A 20,593-nucleotide genomic window follows, 5' to 3' on the forward strand; every position below is an offset into this window, starting at 1 on the left:
CTAAAGAACATTCTATCTCTGATCCAACATCTGACGTCGTATGACCGCATGCCGGCTATTTCTAGAATGGCTGTGCCTGCGTTTATATAGATGCAGAACAGGGGGCCTTTATCCATAACCGGATGAAGGTCCCTTTGTTGTCTTGTGTTTTTTCTGGTAGGATAAGAGGGATAAGGAGGCACGGTGAATGGATGTAAAGAGCGCAACAAAGGCAATACGCAGCGGAGACACTGCGCCAATTTATGTGCTGTATGGAACGGAGAAGTACCAGATACAGCAATTTACGGAGCTGTTAAAAACACATGTCATTGAAGAGGAGCACCAGGATTTTGCGGTTATCCCCTACGATCTCGCTGAAACACCGATTGAGGCTGTTGTTGAAGAAGCAGAAACGGTCCCTTTTCTCGTTCCACGCAAATTGATTATTGTCAGAGACACCAGCTTGTTTACCGCAGGAAAAGAATCCAAAATAGAACATCAGGTGGATCGCTTGATTACATATATGGATAACCCGGCTGATTACAGTACGATCGTTTTTCTAGCACAAGGAGACAAGCTGGATGAACGGAAGAAACTCGTAAAAGCGGCAAAGAAACAGGCTGTCGTTCTGGCCTTTGCGCCACTGAGTGGGGAAGAATTGATCCAATGGATTGCCAAGCTTGCGAAACAACGTGAGGTAACCTTTGAACCCGGAGCAGCAGAAACATTGATTAGTTACGCGGGGACTGGGCTGCAAGCCTTATCTGCTGAGGTGGACAAGCTTTGTTTGTTTACAGGCCAAGGGGGGATAATTCGGCGTGCAGATATCGAATCACTTGTGGCTCGGAGTACGGAGCAGAACGTATTTGCACTGGTGGAGGAACTGGCCAACTTGAGACTGGAAAAGGCATTGGCTCTTTTCTATGAACTTTTGAAGCAGCGGGAAGAGCCAATTAAGATTGCAGCGCTAATTGCCCGTCAATTCCGCATTATGATTCAGGTTAAAGAGCTTGGGCAGCAGAGCTACTCTCAGCAACAGATCGCGAGTCAACTTGGCTTACATCCCTATGCTGTAAAAATTGCCGGGGAACAGGCTCGGAAATTCGAAGCTGACCGTCTGAGAAAGATACTCAGTCACTTGAGTGAGCTTGATTATCAGATGAAAACAGGAGCTGTAGATAAGGTACTTGGTCTGGAGTTGTTTTTGTTAAGACTTGGTGCATAACAGAATATTAAGATCCAAAAAAACAAAAAAACAACCTGAATGTTCTCCGTATGTTGATGTTCAACACAAGATCGGAGGTATTCAGGTTGTTTTTTTAGGGTATGTTCTTTTACTTGGCGGAACAGATGCTAAAAAATCCTGAAAGCCCATGCTGTTCAGGATTTTTCCATTGGTTCGTATAAGTAACGCTTCTTACGCTTGTGCGGAAAGAGCGTTCAGTTTTTTCGCCAAGCGAGACTTTTTGCGTGCAGCTGCATTTTTGTGAACCAGACCTTTAGTTACAGCCTTGTCCAGCTTTTTGGAAGCAGCTTGAATCGCAGCTTTAGCAGTTTCAACTTCGTTGCTTACCAGAGCAGCATCAGCAGCTTTAACAGCTGTGCGGAGTGCAGACTTCTGAGAAGCGTTGAGTGCGCGGCGCTTGTCGCTCGTTTTTACGCGTTTAACAGCGGATTTGATGTTTGGCATTACATTCACCTCCTGTAAGGCATTCGCATGAATACAAACGTTTCACAACTTAAAATATTCTATCACGCTAGCATATAAATTGCAACAGATTTTGCATCGTTCTTCGGCATGTTGCATAAAGCCAGCCTTTTTCCCACACAATATGCTCAAATGTAATAAGGGAGGCAGAGACACATATGACACTGGATTTGCAAAATTATACTGTGCGTACGGATTTGGCCATCGATTCCAAAGAAATGGCCCAAGGTAGTCAAAGGCAGACGATTCCCGGACTGCGTGAAGATGTGGATTCCAAAGACGGCATTACCATCACCCGAATTGATGTTTTAAATGATGAAGCAGCGAAAGCCATTGGACGTGTCAAAGGCCATTATGTCACACTCGAGGTGCCATCCCTTCGCAATGGGGATACTGAACTGCAGGAACGGGTGGCCGCCGAATTCACACGAGAAATGGAAGCATTTATGACGAAGGCCGGTATTGGAAAAGATTCCAAGGTGCTGATCGTAGGACTCGGTAACCTGAAAGTCACTCCGGATTCTCTCGGTCCGTTGGTGGTGGAGAATTTGATGGTTACCCGTCAGTATTTTGAATTGGTACCGGATCAGGTTGCGCCAGGGTACCGTGAGGTTAGCGCTATTGCTCCGGGTGTACTGGGTACAACTGGGATCGAATCCAGTGACATTGTGCAGGGCATCGTGGAGCGAACCCGTCCGGATGCGATTATCGCCATCGATGCACTGGCTTCCCGATCTCTTGAACGCGTAAATACAACGATTCAGGTAGCTGATATTGGTATCCATCCAGGCTCAGGCATCGGTAACAAACGACGTGGGATAACGAAGGAGATTCTGGGTGTTCCCTGTATTGCCATTGGTGTGCCAACGGTATGTTATGCTTCGACCATTGTGAACAACGTCATCGAAATGATGCGTTCCCACTTTCGTCAGGAAACTGATCAGACCAAGCAAATCATGGGCATGTTGGATGACATCGGTGAATCGGATCGTTTGAGTCTGGTAAAAGAAGTGCTAGAACCGCTAGGACATGACCTGATCGTCACACCGAAAGAAATAGATGAATTCATTGAAGGCATCGCCAATGTTATTGCAACTGGACTTAATGCAGCTCTGCATGAGGCAGTTAATCCTGGCAACGTTGCAGCTTATACCCATTAAGAGCATACCGCCTTATACGGAACGGAGAAGAAGGTCCGAATCTATCGGACTTTCTTTTTTTGTTCTATTTATCTTTCTATTTCCTGTTCTATCAAATTGCACACGCTCATAGAGTTGAAGTATAAGAGTTGTCCTGCAAGGGAAGGAGACATAAGAATGAACAAGATATTGGCATGGAACATCGGCAAGTGGAAAAAAAGATGTCTGCACGTGCTGGCCATGGGCCGTACACTGTTGCTGCTTATGATTATATCCGCCCTCTTTTTTGTTGCACTTGGGCTCGGAGGCATGGCGGAAAAAAGGTTAAACACCTCTTCTGTTTCTTCAATGAAAGGATTTGCAGGTTCGGTCTCAAGCCGCTTCTTTGTCGATATGTTAGGCATGGAAGTACCTCATCTTACCCAGAAGGAGCAGAATGCCGCGATTTCCGGTGAAAATCTGACCTCATTTGTTTTTCAATTACTTACTAATGTGAATCCTCAAGATCCCAAAAGTTTAATCGCACGTGAAATGCCTGGTATGGGCGCGAATCAACCTGTCCTACTCCGTCCCGGCTCTGGCAATACCAAGGCAGAAGCACCAGAAGATTATCAGCCAGGTCCGGGGATTACGGAAACAGCTTCCTCAGGTGAAGGGAAACCAGGAAGTGGATTGCATGTCCCGCCAGGCCAGGATGAACCAGATGTTTCCGGTAAGGATAATCAAGGGAAAGGTGCAGTAAATGGAGAACCACCTTCCAGGGGAAGTGGACAAGGCAAGGGCAACTCGGCAATCACTAAAAAGTCGGTGCTTATTTATCACTCTCATCCGCGTGAAGGATATAATCCACTGCTAGGTATTAATAGCGATAACCCTTCCTCTGGTAAGCCGACAGGTAATGTTTTTCAAGTGGGCACCTATCTATCGGATAGCTTAGAGAAGTTGGGGGTTGGTGTAGAACATGCAAAGGAAGACTATCAGACGAAAATCAAAGACTATAACTGGAACTTCTCTTATAAATATTCGAGACAGACTGTCAAAGCGGCGCTTGCTCAGAATGATGAGCTGACATATTTAATTGATATTCACCGCGATTCCCAGCGGCATAAAAAAACGACAACAACGATCGGTAACCAGAGTTACGCCAAGGTTTATTTTATTATTGGACATGAGAATCCGAATTGGCGTAAGAACGAAGCTTTTGCCGCAAAGATTCATAAAAAGCTTGAATCCAAATATCCGGGAGTGTCCCGAGGAGTATGGGGGAAGAATGGTGGAGGAGGCAACAATGGAGAATATAATCAGACCCTTTCCCCGAATAGCATTTTGATCGAGATCGGTGGCATTGACAATACGGCAGCCGAGTTGAAACGAACCTCCAAAATTTTAGCCGATATGATCGCCGAAGTATATTGGAACGAGCAGAACGTAGATAAAGCTAGTGCAAAGCCCGTATCCAAGGGTGGATAAATTGTTTGCAGACGCGCAACACCTAGAGAATATGCAGGCATCCGATGAAACGAAGTTTTATTAGATTAGCCATTCATGGAAAGGGGAGACTTGTGAGATGTCCAGATTCGGCAAAAAAATGCTGTCTGTCTGTGTGCTTATGTTACTCGGTGTTCTGCTTGGCATGCAGCTGGCAGGCAGTGGTTTTCAGCATACAAATTCTGTGGAAAGTGTCCCCGTAGTGGCGACCACAGAACCCGCTCCTGAGGAAAATAAACCTGTAACCGCTGAGCCTGTGCAGACCGAGGTTAAGAAGCCATTCGTTCCTGTCCAGACCCCAAGTCAGGTGTTAGGTGCGGATCAGCACAAGGCTCCTGTGGATGTTTTGGCGGAGAAAACGGCCGGATTGCTGCAAAACTTGTCAAACAGCGGCATCAAGTGGGTTGTCTCTCTTTTTGGCGGAGTAGATGAATAGAAGCAGATGGAATAAAGGAAAACTAACCCTTCGAGGCACTCATCCAGTGCACTTTATTATAAAGTTAAAACATCATGGGATTGATGCACCTTCAAGCAACTGTTATAATGAAGTGATTGACACTAGGCTGTTTCTGGGGGTAAGGAATGACTGACATTCGGGAAAGACAACGTAAAATTCGTAACTTTTCAATTATTGCACATATAGATCACGGTAAATCAACACTTGCGGACCGGATCTTGGAGTACACTGGTGCGCTGACATCACGTGAAATGCAGGAACAAGTTCTGGATCAGATGGATTTGGAACGCGAACGCGGAATTACAATTAAACTGCAAGCAGTTGCCCTAAATTACAAGGCGGACGACGGTGAAGAGTATCTACTGAATCTCATTGATACACCAGGACACGTAGACTTTACGTATGAGGTTTCACGTAGTCTTGCTGCATGTGAAGGGGCGTTGCTTGTTGTTGATGCGGCTCAAGGGATTGAAGCGCAGACACTGGCTAACGTATATCTTGCGCTGGACAACAATCTGGAGATTTTGCCGGTTATCAACAAAATCGACTTGCCAAGTGCCGATCCGGAACGGGTGAAGCAGGAAGTTGAAGATGTTATCGGACTGGACACCAGCAACGCTGTATTGGCTTCGGCCAAAGCGGGCATCGGAATCAAAGAGATTTTGGAGCAAGTGGTACAGAGTGTGCCCGCACCTGTGGGTGATCCGGATCAACCGCTCAAAGCGTTGATTTTTGACTCGCATTACGACCCTTACAAAGGGGTTATCGTGTATGTGCGTGTTATTGACGGTAAAATCAAGGCGGGTTCCAAAATTAAAATGATGGCAACAAACAAATCATTTGAAGTGATCGAAGTGGGAGCGTTCAAGCCGCGCATGACCATTGTGGACGAGCTGAACGTCGGGGATGTAGGATTCATTGTTGCGGGTATCCGTCACGTCGGCGATACACAAGTCGGGGATACGGTTACTGACGCGAAAAATCCAACCCTTGAACCACTACCTGGATATCGTAAAATTAATCCAATGGTATATTGTGGTCTGTATCCGATCGAAACATCGGACTATGTGGACCTGCGTGAAGCATTGGAAAAGCTGCAACTGAACGATGCCTCGCTCAGCTTTGAGCCGGAGACTTCCAGTGCACTGGGCTTTGGATTCCGTTGTGGATTCCTGGGACTGTTGCATATGGACGTTATTCAGGAGCGGATTGAGCGTGAGTTCAACATTCCGTTGATCACAACGGCTCCGAGCGTAATTTACCACGTAACGCTAACTAACGGCGAGCAGATTCAAATTGATAACCCATCCAACTACCCAGAGGTAGGACGGATTGATTATGTTGAAGAGCCTTATGTGAAGGCTTCAATCATCGTGCCTAATGATTACGTGGGAACGGTTATGGAACTGTGCCAAAATAAACGCGGTGAATTTATCAATATGGAATATATGGACACAACACGGGTTACGATTACATATCAGATCCCGTTGTCTGAGATCGTATATGACTTCTTCGACCAGTTGAAATCAAGCACCAAAGGTTATGCTTCGTTTGACTATGAGCTGTCTGGTTACCGCCAGTCGAATCTGGTGAAAATGGATATCCTGCTTAACAGCGAACAAGTTGATGCTTTGTCCTTTATCGTTCACAGAGATCGTGCATACAATCGCGGTCGTATCATCTGTGAGAAGCTGCGCGAACTGATCCCGCGGCAAATGTTTGAAGTGCCGATTCAGGCGTCTGTAGGCACCAAGGTGGTTGCGCGTGAAACGGTCAAAGCGATGCGTAAAAACGTACTTGCCAAGTGTTACGGCGGTGACATCTCGCGGAAACGGAAACTGCTGGAGAAGCAGAAGGAAGGTAAAAAGCGGATGAAGCAGGTCGGTAACGTAGAGGTGCCGCAAGAGGCATTCATGGCGGTACTGAAAATTGATGATTAAAATGCATTTTTAGGTACAGCACAGAGTGTGCGTATTAAAAATGCATTCTAATAATTTAATTTTGGGTACAGCACAGATTGTGCGTATCCAAAATGAACTACTCGTATTCAAACTATATAAGTTGAAAGATTCTTTTACACATTAACGGAGAGGACAGAAAAAACCTGAAAAAGAGAAGCGTTCGCCTTTATCACCGGATTTTTCCCTTTGAGAAAGGGAATCAAAAAAAATCTGGGGATAACAGCGATTGGAAGGTTATTCTGTCGTTGGAGTGTAGGGTGTAAAACCTTAGATCAACTTATATAAATCACCATTTTAGCTGAAAGGGAAGCCAACTGGCTTTCCTTTTTTCAAATAGAGGGGGACTTGCCGTGACACTCGCAGCACACAACCAGAAAACAGGTGCGCCCCAAGCGGTGTACCTTCACATTCCATTTTGTACAAACAAATGTTTTTACTGCGACTTTAATTCTTACGTTCTGAAGGATCAGCCCGTGATGCAATACCTGGAGGCGCTAGAACGGGAGATGGAGCATACCGTTAAGGCCAATCCGCCGGGCGAGATCAAAACAATCTTTGTCGGCGGTGGTACGCCAACCGCATTGAAACCGGACGAGATGGCATATTTCCTGCGGTCGGTCAAAACCTATTTTCCGAATTGGGCAGATGATATTGAATTTTCGATGGAAGCCAACCCGGGAACGACGGATGCTGAAAAGCTGGCAGCGATGAAAGAGGGCGGTGTTAACCGTGTCAGCTTTGGCGTACAGGCTTTTCAGAATGACCTGTTGACAGGCATCGGTCGGATTCATAATACGGATGATGTATACCGCAGCTTGGAAAATGCACGCAAGGCGGGACTGGATAACCTGTCGATCGACTTGATGTTTGGACTGCCAAACCAGACGGTAGAGATGTTGAACGAGAGCATCGACAAGGCGCTGGAGCTAGATTTGAAGCATTATTCCATCTACAGTCTGAAGGTAGAAGAAAATACACTTTTCCATACACTGTATCAAAAAAATCAACTGCCTCTTCCTCATGAAGATGATGAGCTGCAGATGTATCTTCTATTAATGAAGCGCATGAAAGAAGCAGGTTATGAACAGTATGAAATCAGCAACTTTGCCAAACCCGGCTTCGAAAGCCGTCATAATATTACCTATTGGCGAAATGAAGATTACTACGGACTCGGTGCGGGGGCACACGGGTATGTAGGTCGTGAACGCCATATGAATATCAAAGGGATTAACCCTTATGTGGAAGCCTCTCGTGCAGGGCTGCCTCGCTTGGATCACTTTGAGATTGGCCGTGCGGAAGCGATGGAGGATTACCTGATGGTAGGACTTCGTATGCTGGAGGGCGCTTCATCTTCAAGATTTCATGATCAGTTCGGGGAGTCTATGGAAGATGTATTTGCGAAGCCACTGGGCAAAATGCTTCATGCAGGCTTGCTTGAGCGGACAGCAGACGGCTTTAAACTGAGTGAACAGGGTATTCTGTTCGGCAATGACGTTTTTGCAGAGTTTATCGGCTCTATATCGCTAAATTCGTAGCTTGAAATTCTATACGCTCTGTTGTATATTTATTCATATTGTTTTACAGGGCGTGTCAATTTAACAACTACGAAGCTGGCTTTCCTCGGAAAGCATCGTTATAGGAGGAGAGCTGGATGTCGGTTATATGCAGGAAAGCTGTACCGGAAGATGTTGAACCACTATTTGAGATGATTAAGGGATATGCAGAGCGTGGGATCATGCTTCCGCGTTCACGTGAGATACTGCAACGGCAACTGGAACATTTTATTGTGGCTGAGGTAGATGGAGTTGTTGTTGGCTGCGGCTCGTTATGTCGTCTGGGGAATGATCTGGTGGAGGTAAGATCTCTAGGTATTTCTGAGGGATATAAGGGGCTGGGCATTGGGTCTCGTTTACTGGACCGGCTTGTAGAAGAGGCTGAGAGACAACAAATTCCTAAGGTGATGGCACTCACTTATGAAGTTTCCTTTTTTCTGAAGAATGGCTTTGCAGTCGTGGAGAAGGAGATCTTTCCTGAGAAAGTGTGGACGGACTGTGTTCATTGCAGCAAGCAAGATTGCTGTGACGAGATTGCCGTTTTGAAGGAACTGAATATTCCAGCGTAACGGTAATGTAGGTTTATATGATAGAAAGACGGATCACAAGCCCAGGAAACCCGTGGTTTCAAAGGTATTGTGGTCTTTTTTTGTGCTTCGTTTTTTCATATACTTTTCACACACTTATCCCATTATTCTCACACATCCTCTTGTTAAGATGAACTTACATAAGCGATCTGCAGAAAACTTCACAATGAAAACAATGGGAGAACATGTATGGGAACAAGGTTTCCAACGTCTCCAGCAGGGAGTATGCAGATGGCTCAATCCTAAGAATGAGGTGACCGATCATGAAAAAATGGACAAAACATGTAGCAGCTTTGGTAACAGCAATGAGCGTAATTGGTGGAGCAGGAAGTGCTTTTGCCGCAACACCTGTTGTAAATTCCGTGAAACCGACTGAAACACAAAAAGCAGGTGCAGCCTCTAACTCAACGAGCAAACCTACAACAAAAACAACAACGACTCCAGCAGCCAAATCCACAGTAGCGCCGACAAAAACAACAGGAGTTAAAACGGCTCCTTCCAAATCAGCAGCTACAACGAAGAAGGAAACAACAACTCACAAAGCCAACACAGTAACGCACAAAGCCAAAAAGGCTGCTCATAAAGCAAAAGTGGCGAAACATAAAGCCAAAAAGGCTGTACACAAATCAAAAGTAACTCACAAAGCAAAAAGAGCTTCTCATAAAACAACAGCAATGCATCACAAGGGCAGAAAAACTGCTCACACTGCAAAAACAGTAACACATCAAGCAAAAACAACGACCCACAAGGCAAAAGCAGCTGCTCATCAAGCAAAACAGACTGCACATAAAGCTTCAGCAGCAGCAAAGGCTACTGCACACAAAGCAAAACAAACAGCACACAAAGCGAAAAAAGCCGCTCACAAAATCGTAGCGCACAAGGCGACGACTAAAAAAGCAGCTGGAACTAAAACGCCAGTAGCTAAAACGACTGTAAACAAAACCAATACACCAAAAGCGGGAGTGAAAAAATCATCAACTGCAACAACTCCAAGAACAGCAACACATAAAACAACGGCTACAACGCACAAAGCTACAACATCTGCTACGAAAGCGCCGACCACTACCAAAGTTACAAACCAAAACGATGCAGCAAACTCAAGCTCATCCCATAAATAAGAAGATGGCCTTTGATGTGTCCTGACTGTACCGGTTCAGTCTAACGAACTATCCATCAGTGACACAAGACACACAGCGGCATACAGGCGGAGTTTCTCATATGGGAACCTCCGTCTTTGCTATGTGGGTCGGTGATATAAATTTAAAATTTGGAGCATTCATGAGAGTTTTGAAATGAAGGTACTGATTCTGGTACATTATTAGTGACATATTAGATAAGAGACATAACAGAAGTGATATATTCGTGATTGAGGTGACCGCCAATGCCGCGTATTTTTGTAGTGGACGATGATCCGTCTATTTTGCAACTCATTACAGGTTATTTGAAGAAGGAACAATATGAAGTGACATCGTTTGCTCATGGCAGAGAGTTGGTGGGGGAAGTTCGTTCGAAAAAGCCGGATTGTCTGATTCTTGATATTATGATGCCTGGAGTTGATGGGCTAACGCTACTGACTGAACTACGGACGTTCACCGAAATTCCTATTATTATGGTTTCTGCACGAGGAGAAGAGATCGACCGTTTGAATGGTCTGGAACTGGGCTGCAACGATTTTCTAAGCAAACCCTTTAATCCACGCGAATTGGTGGCGAGAGTGAAGAGTATGCTTCGTTTGATACACAGCAGTCGGTTATCACAAGGTAGTGAATTAAAGGAAGCGGTGCAACCTGAGCCGAGGGAAGGGACTTATTTTAGTATTGGCAACGTGCAAATTTCAGAAGATTTTCGTCGTGTCGACGTTCGTGGGGAAGTGCTTGGGCTAACAGGCAGGGAATATGAGCTTTTATTATTTCTGTCCCAACATCTGGATCGTCCCTTCAGTCGGGAACAGCTCATACAACAGGTCTGGAATTATGATTTTTATGGTGAAGTTCGCGTGGTTGATGATCTCGTAAAACGGATTCGGAAAAAGCTTGTACAGGTTCAAGCTACACTGACTATTGATACGGTGTGGGGGTTCGGCTATAAAGCGGCTGTACATGCGCGATGAAAACGATACGTAGCAAAATGCTGCTGGCCTTGTTCGCAAGTGTGCTCGTTACCGTGGCGTTTACGGTTCTGTTTTTTATCCACCTATTCGATGATATTCTGCTCAATCAAGTCAAGCAGCAACTACATGGTCAGACGCAGAAGGCGGTTAAGATCATTCGTGTAGATGACCTCGAGGATCTGGACAATGACAGTTTCCGTTTCTTTATTAAGGACATTCTTTTCTACGCGGACTATTTTGTGATCGATGGAGATGATAAAATTGTCGCCTCGAGCAGTGCAGATCGTGTGGGAATGAAGTTGGAGGGATTTCCTGGCACACACGAAGGCTATATGATTTTAAATGGAAAAAAGGTACTCTACAGTGAGGCTGAGCTGTCACATAAACAGTTCCGGGTAATCTTGTATTCTCCGCTCTCGTCACTCAGGGCAATGTATATTCCATTATTCCGGACAACACTTCTGTCTATTGCTGCAAGTTTTGTTGTCATCCTGTTGATCGGATTATTTGCAGTATGGCGTACCGTACAACCGCTTAATAGGCTGAAAGAAGCTGTAAGTAAATATGAACCTAATATGCCTGACAAGAAGCAATTTCTGCAAGCCGACCACACAGAAATCGGAGAATTGATCCATACCTTTCAGTTGATGAGCAACAGACTTGATGACCATCACCGGCATCAGCTGGAGTTTCTGCAAAATGTATCTCATGAGCTTAAGACACCGTTGATGTCCATTCAGGGTTACGTATATGCTATTCAAGACCAAGTGGTATCCACCGATCAGGGGCTTGACATTATTGCTGCACAGTCACAGCGGCTCATCGATATGGTTGGTAAGCTAATCCAGCTTTCCAGACTGGAAACCGTAGAAGAAGAATGGCCTATGACAGTCATTGACTTGAAGAGCATGGCCGATGAGGCAGTGTATCTGCTTATGCCAACCGCACTTCAGCGGGAGGTTCGTTTGACAGCGGAAGCGAATTCGTGCATGGTTGAAACAGCCGGTGAGCAGCTATTTCAGATTCTGCTAAACCTGCTGCAAAATGCAGTGCGTCATACCCAAACTCAAGTGAAATTGACATTGGAGTACCCGGGTGACGATGATGCTGACTGGATCCTTCATGTTGATGATGATGGACCAGGTTTGAATGAGCTTGACCGGCAGCATATTTTCCGACGTTTTTATACGGGGAATAATGGGGTTACAGGACTGGGACTTGCGATCAGCAAACAACTTGCAGTACATCTTCATGCAGATTTGGTGTATAGTGATTCTCCACTGGGAGGGGCACGTTTCAGCCTGAGACATTATCCTGTGGATCGAGAACTATAACACCAGGTTCATAATATGCGTTATAAGTGAAGGTTATTGGCCTATACTATAAATAGATGATTTCATTCCGCAAACTCACTTGACAATGATCATGTCAGTTTGGTATTTTTGTATTACCGATTAGCACTCATCTAACTGGAGTGCTAACGACATGGGACAGTACAGTCAGAAGGAGGGAATACTCACCATGTTAACAGAGCGTCAACGAATGATTCTGAACGCTATAGTGGATGACTATATCCGTTCAGCTGAGCCCGTAGGGTCCCGAAGCATTTCCAAAAGAGGAGATGTTGGATACAGTCCGGCGACCATTCGTAATGAAATGGCCGATCTGGAAGAGATGGGTTTTCTGGAACAGCCGCACACATCAGCTGGCCGCATTCCTTCTCACAAGGGCTACCGATATTATGTCGATCACTTGGTTCCCTGGAATCAGGTGKAGCCACAGGAACTGGATGATTTAAAGTCATTCTTTGCAGAAAAGCTGAATGTGATGGAACAGGTTATTCAGCATGCATCCAACATTCTGTCTCATATGACGAATTATACTTCGATTTTACTGGGACCTGAGGTGTTCCACACGTCACTGCGTCATTTCCAGTTGCTTCCGCTGAATGAGAATGAAGCTGTAGCCATTATAGTGACGAACACCGGTCAAGTGGAAAACAAGACGGTTCAGATTCCGCCTGAAATTTCGGTTGCGGAGATGGAGAATGTGGTTCGTTTGTTAAACAGCAAATTGGTAGGCGTACCGATCTACAAGTTGAAATCACGTCTTTATACTGAGCTGGGTCAAGAGATGGAGCGTCATATCACACGTTATGAGGAAGTTATGCAGGTACTCAACAGTGCATTTGACAATGAACATGACAACCGTCTGTTCCTCAGTGGAGCGACCAATATGTTGACACAACCGGAGTTCAGAGATGTGGAAAAGGTTAAGGATATTCTGGACTTGTTAGATGAGACACCAACATTAATGAAATTGATGATGCCAGTGCCCGGCGGGCCCGGAATTCAGGTGCGAATTGGCACCGAGAACGATCATGAAGCCTTTGCGAATTGTAGCTTGATTACAGCGTCGTATTCCTTGGACGGCGAGGCACTTGGGTCTATTGGAATTCTAGGACCAACCCGAATGGATTATGCACGTGTCATCCATATTCTAAATACATTATCCCGTGATCTTACGACTATGCTTACGACTCGCTTTAAATAAGCAATGTGGGAATTACGATTCATTCTTATAAGGAGGTGAACATCTTGAAAGAGGAGCAATCATTCACAGAAGAGCAAGAAGTAACAGCCGCTGAGCAAGAGCCTATCAATGAGGCTGCAGCTGCAGAAACACAGGCTGAGGAGATAACAGATCAGGAGCAAAATGAGTTGTCACGTTTGAAAGCAGAGGCTGAGGAAACGCAACAGCGTTTTGTACGTGCGCAAGCTGATTTTGATAACTTCCGTCGTCGTACACAGAAGGAAAAAGAAGAGCTTGCCAAATACGCTTCGATGAAGCTGGTCACCGAACTGATTCCAGTGATGGATAATTTCGAGCGCGCTATGGCTACTGTACCGGAAGGTACGGAAACTGAATCTTTTGCCAAAGGATTTCAAATGATCTTGCGTCAATTGGAAACCGTGCTGACGAACGAAGGACTGACTGCGATGGAAACGGTTGGACAACCGTTTAATCCTGAATTCCACCAAGCGATTATGCAAGTGGAGAGCGATGAGCATGAAGAAGGCATCGTTGTGGAAGAGGTTCAAAAAGGCTACATGCTGAAGGATAAAGTACTTCGTCCGGCAATGGTTAAGGTAAGTTCTTAATTTAAGCTGAGCAAGGGACGAGTTTTAATATACAGCTTTTATACACATAGAGCAGATCACTTACTAACACAATAAGGCTGACAAGTGCCTATTCATTTTAAATTGTTGAGGAGGAAATTTTCCGATGAGCAAAGTAATCGGTATTGACTTAGGAACAACCAACTCATGCGTAGCCGTTATGGAAGGCGGCGAGGCTGTAGTTATTCCAAACCCGGAGGGTGCGCGTACCACTCCTTCTGTGGTAGGTTTCAAAAAGGATGGCGAGCGTGTCGTTGGTGAAACAGCGAAACGCCAAGCGATCACCAACCCGGATCGTACGATCATTTCCATTAAGCGTCACATGGGTACATCCCACAAAGAAACGATCGATAGCAAAGATTATTCTCCACAAGAGATCTCTGCAATCATCCTGCAAAAGCTGAAAGCTGATGCAGAAGCATACCTGGGTCAAACGGTAACTCAAGCGGTTATCACTGTTCCAGCTTACTTCAATGATAGTCAGCGTCAAGCGACGAAAGATGCGGGTAAAATCGCAGGTCTGGAAGTACTTCGTATCGTCAACGAGCCAACAGCAGCAGCTTTGGCATACGGTATGGAAAAATCCGAAGACCAAACCATTCTGGTATATGACCTAGGCGGCGGTACGTTCGACGTATCCATCCTGGAACTGGGTGATGGTTTCTTCGAAGTTAAAGCAACTAGCGGTGACAACCAACTGGGCGGTGATGACTTTGACCAAGTGATCATTGACTATCTCGTAAGTGAATTCAAAAAAGATCAAGGTATTGATCTGAGCAAAGATAAAGCAGCTGTACAACGTTTGAAAGATGCAGCTGAGAAAGCGAAAAAAGAGCTTTCCGGCGTATTGACTACAACGATTTCCCTGCCGTTCATCACGGTTGCTGACGGCGTTCCTCAGCATTTGGAATTGAACCTGAGCCGTGCGAAATTCGAAGAGCTTTCTGCTGATCTGGTTGAGCGTACGCTTGAACCAACTCGCCGTGCACTGAGCGATGCGGGCATGACACCTAACGATATCGACAAAATCGTATTGGTTGGTGGTTCTACACGTATTCCAGCAGTGCAAGAAGCCATCAAAAAACTGACAGGTAAAGACCCGCACAAAGGCGTGAACCCGGACGAAGTTGTTGCACTGGGTGCAGCTGTACAAGCGGGCGTACTGACAGGTGACGTTAAAGACGTGGTATTGCTGGACGTAACTCCGCTGTCCCTGGGTATCGAAACTGCAGGTGGCGTATTTACGAAAATGATCGAGCGTAATACAACGATCCCTACAAGCAAATCTCAAGTGTTCTCCACTTATGCAGACAATCAACCTAGCGTTGAGATTCACGTCCTGCAAGGTGAGCGCGAGATGGCTGCTGGCAACAAAACGCTTGGTCGCTTCATGTTGGGAGATATCCCTCCAGCACCACGCGGTGTACCGCAAATCGAAGTTAGCTTCGATATCGATGCTAACGGTATCGTTAACGTGTCTGCAACAGACAAAGGTACAAACAAAACACAAAAAATTACAATCACTTCTTCCAGCGGTCTGAGCGATGCTGAAGTAGAGCAAATGATGAAAGATGCTGAACTTCATGCTGAGGAAGACAAAAAACGTAAAGAGCTTGTAGAAGCGAAAAACAGTGCAGACCAATTGATCTATTCTGTAGACAAAACGATCAAAGATCTTGGTGAAAAAGCAGATGCAGGCGAAGTAGAAAAAGCAAATGCTGCCAAAGAAAAATTGCAAGGCGTGCTGGCTTCCGACAATCTGGAAGACATCAAAGCGGCTACAGAAGAGTTGACAGAGATCGTTCAACAGTTGTCTGTTAAACTGTATGAGCAAGCTCAAGCTCAGGAGCAAGCAGCTCAAGGTGCTGAAGAGCAACAAGGTTCTGCGAAACGTGACAACGTTGTAGATGCCGATTACGAAGTTGTGGATGAAGATAAAAAATAATTAATTCGCTATTGCTGCGAGTTAAACATCGGTGACGTTCGGATTAAAGGGAAAGTCATAGCCGGGGCTCCCGTGCTTTGACTTTCCTTTTGTCACGATGTGCGATAAGGTGAATGTTATGGGGGTGGAAGAGTGGCTGAAAAACGTGATTATTATGAGGTACTCGGACTAAGCAAAAATGCGAGCGACGAGGAAATCAAAAAGGCTTACCGTAAGCTCGCCCGTCAGTATCACCCTGACGTAAACAAGGAAGCAGATGCGGAGGCCAAATTCAAAGAAGTAAAAGAAGCTTATGATGTCGTAAGTGACAGCCAGAAGCGTGCTCAGTACGACCAGTATGGTCACATCGATCCGAACCAAGGTGGTTTTGGTGGTGGAGACTTTGGTGGCGGCGGATTCGGCGACATCTTTGATATGTTCTTTGGCGGTGGTGGTGGGCGTCGTGACCCGAATGCTCCGCAACGGGGGAACGACCTGCAGTACACCATGACCATTGAGTTCAAGGAGGCTGTATTTGGCAAGGAATCAGATATCACGATTCCTCGCACTGAGGGCTGTGATACTTGCCATGGTTCAGGTGCGAAGCCTGGAACGAAGCCGGAATCATGCTCGGTCTGTCACGGTAGCGGGCAGCAGGAAGTGGTTCAAAATACACCATTTGGTCGTATGGTGAATCGCCGTGCTTGTTCGAACTGTAGCGGTACAGGGCAGATTATTAAAGAGAAATGTACAACGTGTAGCGGTAGCGGTAAAGTTCGCAAACAGCGCAAAATTCATGTTCGCATTCCAGCGGGTGTAGATGACGGTGCACAGCTGCGTATGACAGGTGAAGGCGAAGGTGGTCTTCGCGGTGGCCCGGCAGGCGATCTGTACATTGTCATTCGTGTGAAGTCTCACGATTTCTTTGAGCGCGAAGGCGATGACATTTACTGTGAGATTCCACTGACGTTTGCTCAAGCAGCACTGGGAGACGAGATTGAAATCCCGACACTGACCGAAAAAGTGAAGCTGAAAATTCCGGCGGGTACTCAAACAGGAACATACTTCCGCCTCAAAGGCAAAGGCGTACCACGTCTGCGCGGTATGGGACAAGGGGATCAGCATGTGAAGGTCGTTGTGGTTACGCCAAGTAAGCTGAGTGACGAACAGAAAGAACTGCTTCGCCAAATTGCTGCACTGGACGGAGAACAAACCCATGAGCATGAGCAATCGTTCTTTGATCGAGTTAAACGTGCCTTTCGAGGCGACTGATTCATATATGAAGTAGTCATGAGGACACTTTCGATGATCTTTGATTATCGAGGGTGTCTTTTTTTTATGTAAATCAGTTTGATCGGATGTGTTTCTAAGTGTCCAACTGTCGGGAATTCGGTATATTCTGGGCTCGGTTGCGGAAAGATAGCATGGCGGGAACGATATGTTAAACAGATACAGGTTGGGACAACTCAAGGAAGCAGGTGGAGCAAATGACGGAGAAAAATATTTTGGCCTATTTTCATAGCCCGGAGCAGGCTCAGGGAGTGGTCAAAAAATTGGAGGCGCTGCGAGTGGATGATCTATCCATTAATCGTTTTAGCCGTTATGCGGGTGTAGGGCCAAGCGGTGCCTCCTACAAACCGGGTATCTCTGGAAGTTACTCATCATGGGTACCTGATGCGATGCAAACCAATGCCAGTTCAGGCATCATGGCTGCGGCAGACCCTGCTGCGAGCGGAATGAGTGATGGCGGACAAGGCGGCCCTACAGGAAGGGACATCTTATTAACTGTTGTTGTAGATGAAGAGGTACATCACCGCGCGATGTCGATTATTGAACAAGCCGGTGGAATGATCTGAATTTGAGCAATAAGATCATTTACACAGCAACGGAGAGGACAGAAAAAACCTGAAAAAGCGGAGCTAAAAGCTTTCTGAAAGAAAGCTAGCATCGGAAGCATACGCTTCGCCTTTATCACCGGATTTTACCCTTGAAAAAGGGAATCAAAAAAATCTGGGGATAACAGCGATTGGAAGGTTATTCTGTCATCGGAGTGTATGTGTAAATATACTAAGGGAGGAAGAACAACATGGCTAATCGACAACGACCAGGTGAAATTTTAACGAAAACAGAGAAAATGAAACGCCTGCAATCGGCAAAAAATGAGGATGTGGAGTTCAGCGCAGAAGCAGCAGATCATGAGGATATCGAAGCATTGCGCCGCAGTGAGGCAGCGGATCGTCGGCAGGGACGAGAAATTCATGACTGAAGATCGCTCAGCGGTCACACTTGAGGCTGTGTTCACGAGTTGGTCTGAAGCTGAATCTGCACGCAGAGCATTGGAATTGCTGCATCCTAACCAATTGCGCATCGAAAGTTTGCGAGAAAATGCAGATACATCTGGTTCAAGCGGCATTCAGGGTCAAGATAAATCGCCAACAGCGGTTGTTGGCGGTTTCAGTGGAGAACTAAATGTTCTTGCTCTAATCAGTGATGAAACCGAGATGTTATCAGGAGGACAGGTCTATGACCTCCCAGCGGACGATGCAACGGGAAGCATAAAACAAGGCATTTTGCTGACGGTATCTGTCTCTCAGGATTCTTTGCCACAAGCTGCAGAGATGATCACACAGAACGGCGGACGTTTTTATTAGTTGTGTTCCTAAGAAAGATCGACAGGTACCGAAAAAACGGGACAGGATATTCGAGCGGTTTGACTGCGGATATCCTGTTTTGTTTTCTTTTATGAGTATGCTTTGTGCTCTGGCTTGCATGTGTAGTACAATAGTTGGGATGTTTAAATTATAAGCAGGTAAACGACGTTTTTAATTATCGAGGAGGCAAAACCACGTATGTTATGGCATGAACTAACAATACATACCACAGAAGAAGCTGTGGAGATGATTTCGAATTTTTTACATGAAGCGGGTGCCGGAGGGGTGTCGATTGAAGAATCCGGTACTTTAAATAAAAAACGGGATACAACCTATGGTGAGTTATACGATGTCCCACTGAATGATATTCCCGAGGGTTTTGCAGTCATCAAAGGATATTTCTCCGAAGGTACAGACATGACTGCATTGCAGGCAGAAGTAAATCCGAGAATTGAAGAATTGCCCGATTTTGGAATTAATGTCGGAGAGGTTCGTTACGAAACACGTACAGTTGATGAAAACGACTGGGCAACGGCTTGGAAACAATACTTCAAACCGGTGCGCATATCCGATCGTTTGACGATTAAGCCAACGTGGGAGGAATACACACCAGAGAGCGCAGATGAGAAAATTATTGAACTGGACCCGGGAATGGCTTTTGGTACGGGCACGCATCCAACGACAACGCTTTGTCTGCGTACATTAGAAAAAGTAATTCAAGGCGGCGAAGAAATCATTGATGTGGGTACGGGGTCAGGTATTCTGGCCATTGGTGCAGTACATTTAGGTGCAAAGCACGTGCTCGCACTTGATCTTGATCCGGTTGCTGTAACAAGTGCGATGGAAAACGTGGAATTGAACCGAATGCAACAGCAAATCACGGTTAAAGAAAGTGATCTATTGTCTGTCCTAGGAAGCCAAGATCCTGCTCTGGGTGTCAAGCTGCCGGTCAAAATTATCGTAGCCAACATCTTGGCTGAGATTATTCTGCTATTCGTCGACGATGTGTATAAAGCACTGGAGTCTGGTGGAATTTATATCGTTTCGGGCATTTGGAAGAACAAGGAGCAGGTTGTACATGATGCATTAGTGGCTTCAGGATTTGAAGTTCGCGCCATCGAGCGTGAAGAGGACTGGCTAGCCTTTGAAGCCAGAAAGAGGTAGTCTATGGACTTCTTAGATCGGATATTCCGTCTTCCGCTGGATCAACTGCCGTTCTTTCTGGTGACTATTCTGATTGCATTTACGATCCATGAATTTTCGCATGCATATTTCGCCAACAAATTTGGCGATCCCACAGCCAAGCTACTTGGTAGGGTTACATTGAATCCGGTGGCGCACTTTGACCTGCTTGGGGTGCTTTTGCTCGTAATTGCAGGTTTTGGATGGGCACGACCTGTACCTGTAAACCGTGCGAACTTTGACAAACCGAGACTCATGGGAACGATTGTTTCTGTAGTAGGCCCACTGAGCAATCTGCTACTGGCTATTATCGGAACAGTGATCTACGGAATATTGTTTGGATCAGGTGTACTGGGGAACATTGAAAACGAGCGGGTAGTTACAGCTGTGATGACATTTTTGCCGATGTTTAGTGTCACGAATTTTTTCCTGTTTATGTTCAATCTCATTCCTCTTCCGCCGCTGGACGGTTACCGTATCCTTGAAGATGTACTGCCGCCTTCGATTAGCCGCAAGCTGGAAGGGGTGGAACAATGGTCAATCATTGTGTTCCTGTTGATTCTAATTATTCCGCCATTACAGGCGGTCACAATTCAACCGTTATATCTCTTTGCCAACGATATGTACCGGGATTTAGTTGGTCTCGTTATTGAATTATATCTTTAACATAAGCTT

The 20,593-nt window shown here is 45.7% G+C and carries 20 protein-coding genes; 19 read left to right on the forward strand and 1 reads right to left on the reverse strand.

Annotated features, from left to right (window positions below):
- Positions 1–187: 187 nt before the first annotated feature.
- Positions 188–1,204, forward strand: a complete 1,017-nt coding sequence (gene holA / locus AB4Z30_RS20815) for a DNA polymerase III subunit delta (RefSeq protein ID WP_441929379.1) — start codon at positions 188–190, stop codon at positions 1,202–1,204.
- A gap of 192 nt (positions 1,205–1,396) precedes the next feature.
- Here the strand turns inward: holA and rpsT are convergent, their stop codons facing one another.
- Positions 1,397–1,669: a 30S ribosomal protein S20 gene (rpsT, locus tag AB4Z30_RS20820; protein WP_090914815.1), complete on the reverse strand. Its 273-nt coding sequence runs from the start codon at positions 1,667–1,669 to the stop codon at positions 1,397–1,399.
- A gap of 176 nt (positions 1,670–1,845) precedes the next feature.
- On the opposite strand from rpsT, the gene gpr reads away from it, so the two are divergent.
- From gpr to AB4Z30_RS20910, 18 genes are all read left to right on the forward strand, one after another.
- On the forward strand, positions 1,846–2,847 hold the full coding sequence (gene gpr / locus AB4Z30_RS20825; RefSeq protein WP_441929380.1) for a GPR endopeptidase: 1,002 nt from the start codon (positions 1,846–1,848) through the stop codon (positions 2,845–2,847).
- A gap of 156 nt (positions 2,848–3,003) precedes the next feature.
- Positions 3,004–4,296: a stage II sporulation protein P gene (locus tag AB4Z30_RS20830; RefSeq protein ID WP_441929381.1), complete on the forward strand. Its 1,293-nt coding sequence runs from the start codon at positions 3,004–3,006 to the stop codon at positions 4,294–4,296.
- Positions 4,297–4,393: 97 nt separating this feature from the next.
- The gene (locus AB4Z30_RS20835; protein WP_441929382.1) at positions 4,394–4,750 is read left to right on the forward strand and encodes a DUF3679 domain-containing protein; all 357 of its coding nucleotides are present in this window, start codon (positions 4,394–4,396) and stop codon (positions 4,748–4,750) included.
- A gap of 146 nt (positions 4,751–4,896) precedes the next feature.
- Entirely contained in the window at positions 4,897–6,711 is a 1,815-nt protein-coding gene (gene lepA / locus AB4Z30_RS20840) for a translation elongation factor 4 (protein ID WP_441929383.1), read from the forward strand.
- Between the two features lie 371 nt (positions 6,712–7,082).
- Positions 7,083–8,267, forward strand: a complete 1,185-nt coding sequence (gene hemW / locus AB4Z30_RS20845) for a radical SAM family heme chaperone HemW (RefSeq protein ID WP_441929384.1) — start codon at positions 7,083–7,085, stop codon at positions 8,265–8,267.
- A gap of 116 nt (positions 8,268–8,383) precedes the next feature.
- Entirely contained in the window at positions 8,384–8,854 is a 471-nt protein-coding gene (locus tag AB4Z30_RS20850) for an N-acetyltransferase (RefSeq protein ID WP_441929385.1), read from the forward strand.
- 281 nt (positions 8,855–9,135) lie between these two features.
- Positions 9,136–9,990: a hypothetical protein gene (locus tag AB4Z30_RS20855; RefSeq protein WP_441929386.1), complete on the forward strand. Its 855-nt coding sequence runs from the start codon at positions 9,136–9,138 to the stop codon at positions 9,988–9,990.
- A gap of 263 nt (positions 9,991–10,253) precedes the next feature.
- On the forward strand, positions 10,254–10,982 hold the full coding sequence (locus AB4Z30_RS20860) for a response regulator transcription factor (RefSeq protein WP_441929387.1): 729 nt from the start codon (positions 10,254–10,256) through the stop codon (positions 10,980–10,982).
- On the forward strand, positions 10,979–12,316 hold the full coding sequence (locus tag AB4Z30_RS20865; protein ID WP_441929388.1) for a sensor histidine kinase: 1,338 nt from the start codon (positions 10,979–10,981) through the stop codon (positions 12,314–12,316). The genes AB4Z30_RS20860 and AB4Z30_RS20865 overlap by 4 nt, the downstream gene beginning before the upstream one ends.
- A gap of 187 nt (positions 12,317–12,503) precedes the next feature.
- On the forward strand, positions 12,504–13,535 hold the full coding sequence (hrcA, locus tag AB4Z30_RS20870) for a heat-inducible transcriptional repressor HrcA (protein ID WP_441929389.1): 1,032 nt from the start codon (positions 12,504–12,506) through the stop codon (positions 13,533–13,535).
- A 44-nt stretch (positions 13,536–13,579) separates the two neighbouring features.
- Complete coding sequence (gene grpE, locus AB4Z30_RS20875) at positions 13,580–14,143, forward strand: nucleotide exchange factor GrpE (protein WP_441929390.1); 564 nt, start codon at positions 13,580–13,582, stop codon at positions 14,141–14,143.
- 124 nt (positions 14,144–14,267) lie between these two features.
- Positions 14,268–16,106: a molecular chaperone DnaK gene (gene dnaK, locus AB4Z30_RS20880; protein ID WP_441929391.1), complete on the forward strand. Its 1,839-nt coding sequence runs from the start codon at positions 14,268–14,270 to the stop codon at positions 16,104–16,106.
- Positions 16,107–16,238: 132 nt separating this feature from the next.
- Positions 16,239–17,357, forward strand: a complete 1,119-nt coding sequence (gene dnaJ, locus AB4Z30_RS20885) for a molecular chaperone DnaJ (RefSeq protein ID WP_441929392.1) — start codon at positions 16,239–16,241, stop codon at positions 17,355–17,357.
- Positions 17,358–17,572: 215 nt separating this feature from the next.
- Entirely contained in the window at positions 17,573–17,941 is a 369-nt protein-coding gene (locus tag AB4Z30_RS20890) for a hypothetical protein (protein ID WP_441929393.1), read from the forward strand.
- A 230-nt stretch (positions 17,942–18,171) separates the two neighbouring features.
- Positions 18,172–18,351: a YfhD family protein gene (locus AB4Z30_RS20895; protein WP_123062588.1), complete on the forward strand. Its 180-nt coding sequence runs from the start codon at positions 18,172–18,174 to the stop codon at positions 18,349–18,351.
- Complete coding sequence (locus AB4Z30_RS20900) at positions 18,344–18,736, forward strand: hypothetical protein (protein ID WP_441929394.1); 393 nt, start codon at positions 18,344–18,346, stop codon at positions 18,734–18,736. Before AB4Z30_RS20895 ends, AB4Z30_RS20900 begins: the two co-directional genes overlap by 8 nt.
- Before the next feature lie 198 nt (positions 18,737–18,934).
- Positions 18,935–19,900, forward strand: a complete 966-nt coding sequence (gene prmA, locus AB4Z30_RS20905) for a 50S ribosomal protein L11 methyltransferase (RefSeq protein ID WP_441929395.1) — start codon at positions 18,935–18,937, stop codon at positions 19,898–19,900.
- A gap of 3 nt (positions 19,901–19,903) precedes the next feature.
- Complete coding sequence (locus tag AB4Z30_RS20910) at positions 19,904–20,584, forward strand: site-2 protease family protein (RefSeq protein ID WP_441929396.1); 681 nt, start codon at positions 19,904–19,906, stop codon at positions 20,582–20,584.
- Positions 20,585–20,593: the final 9 nt, after the last annotated feature.

The organism is Paenibacillus sp. 2TAF8 (assembly GCF_052114825.1).
Classification (GTDB): domain Bacteria; phylum Bacillota; class Bacilli; order Paenibacillales; family Paenibacillaceae; genus Paenibacillus.

What these genes read in the sequence shown, in the direction of transcription:
- AB4Z30_RS20895 (WP_123062588.1), top strand. Translation starts at nt 18,172, where the DNA reads ATGGCTAATCGACAACGACCAGGTGAAATTTTAACGAAAACAGAGAAA.
- rpsT (WP_090914815.1), bottom strand. Translation starts at nt 1,669, where the DNA reads ATGCCAAACATCAAATCCGCTGTTAAACGCGTAAAAACGAGCGACAAG.
- prmA (WP_441929395.1), top strand. Translation starts at nt 18,935, where the DNA reads ATGTTATGGCATGAACTAACAATACATACCACAGAAGAAGCTGTGGAG.
- AB4Z30_RS20860 (WP_441929387.1), top strand. Translation starts at nt 10,254, where the DNA reads ATGCCGCGTATTTTTGTAGTGGACGATGATCCGTCTATTTTGCAACTC.
- AB4Z30_RS20835 (WP_441929382.1), top strand. Translation starts at nt 4,394, where the DNA reads ATGTCCAGATTCGGCAAAAAAATGCTGTCTGTCTGTGTGCTTATGTTA.
- AB4Z30_RS20900 (WP_441929394.1), top strand. Translation starts at nt 18,344, where the DNA reads ATGACTGAAGATCGCTCAGCGGTCACACTTGAGGCTGTGTTCACGAGT.
- gpr (WP_441929380.1), top strand. Translation starts at nt 1,846, where the DNA reads ATGACACTGGATTTGCAAAATTATACTGTGCGTACGGATTTGGCCATC.
- dnaK (WP_441929391.1), top strand. Translation starts at nt 14,268, where the DNA reads ATGAGCAAAGTAATCGGTATTGACTTAGGAACAACCAACTCATGCGTA.
- AB4Z30_RS20850 (WP_441929385.1), top strand. Translation starts at nt 8,384, where the DNA reads ATGTCGGTTATATGCAGGAAAGCTGTACCGGAAGATGTTGAACCACTA.
- AB4Z30_RS20890 (WP_441929393.1), top strand. Translation starts at nt 17,573, where the DNA reads ATGACGGAGAAAAATATTTTGGCCTATTTTCATAGCCCGGAGCAGGCT.
- AB4Z30_RS20865 (WP_441929388.1), top strand. Translation starts at nt 10,979, where the DNA reads ATGAAAACGATACGTAGCAAAATGCTGCTGGCCTTGTTCGCAAGTGTG.
- AB4Z30_RS20910 (WP_441929396.1), top strand. Translation starts at nt 19,904, where the DNA reads ATGGACTTCTTAGATCGGATATTCCGTCTTCCGCTGGATCAACTGCCG.
- AB4Z30_RS20855 (WP_441929386.1), top strand. Translation starts at nt 9,136, where the DNA reads ATGAAAAAATGGACAAAACATGTAGCAGCTTTGGTAACAGCAATGAGC.
- holA (WP_441929379.1), top strand. Translation starts at nt 188, where the DNA reads ATGGATGTAAAGAGCGCAACAAAGGCAATACGCAGCGGAGACACTGCG.
- AB4Z30_RS20830 (WP_441929381.1), top strand. Translation starts at nt 3,004, where the DNA reads ATGAACAAGATATTGGCATGGAACATCGGCAAGTGGAAAAAAAGATGT.
- lepA (WP_441929383.1), top strand. Translation starts at nt 4,897, where the DNA reads ATGACTGACATTCGGGAAAGACAACGTAAAATTCGTAACTTTTCAATT.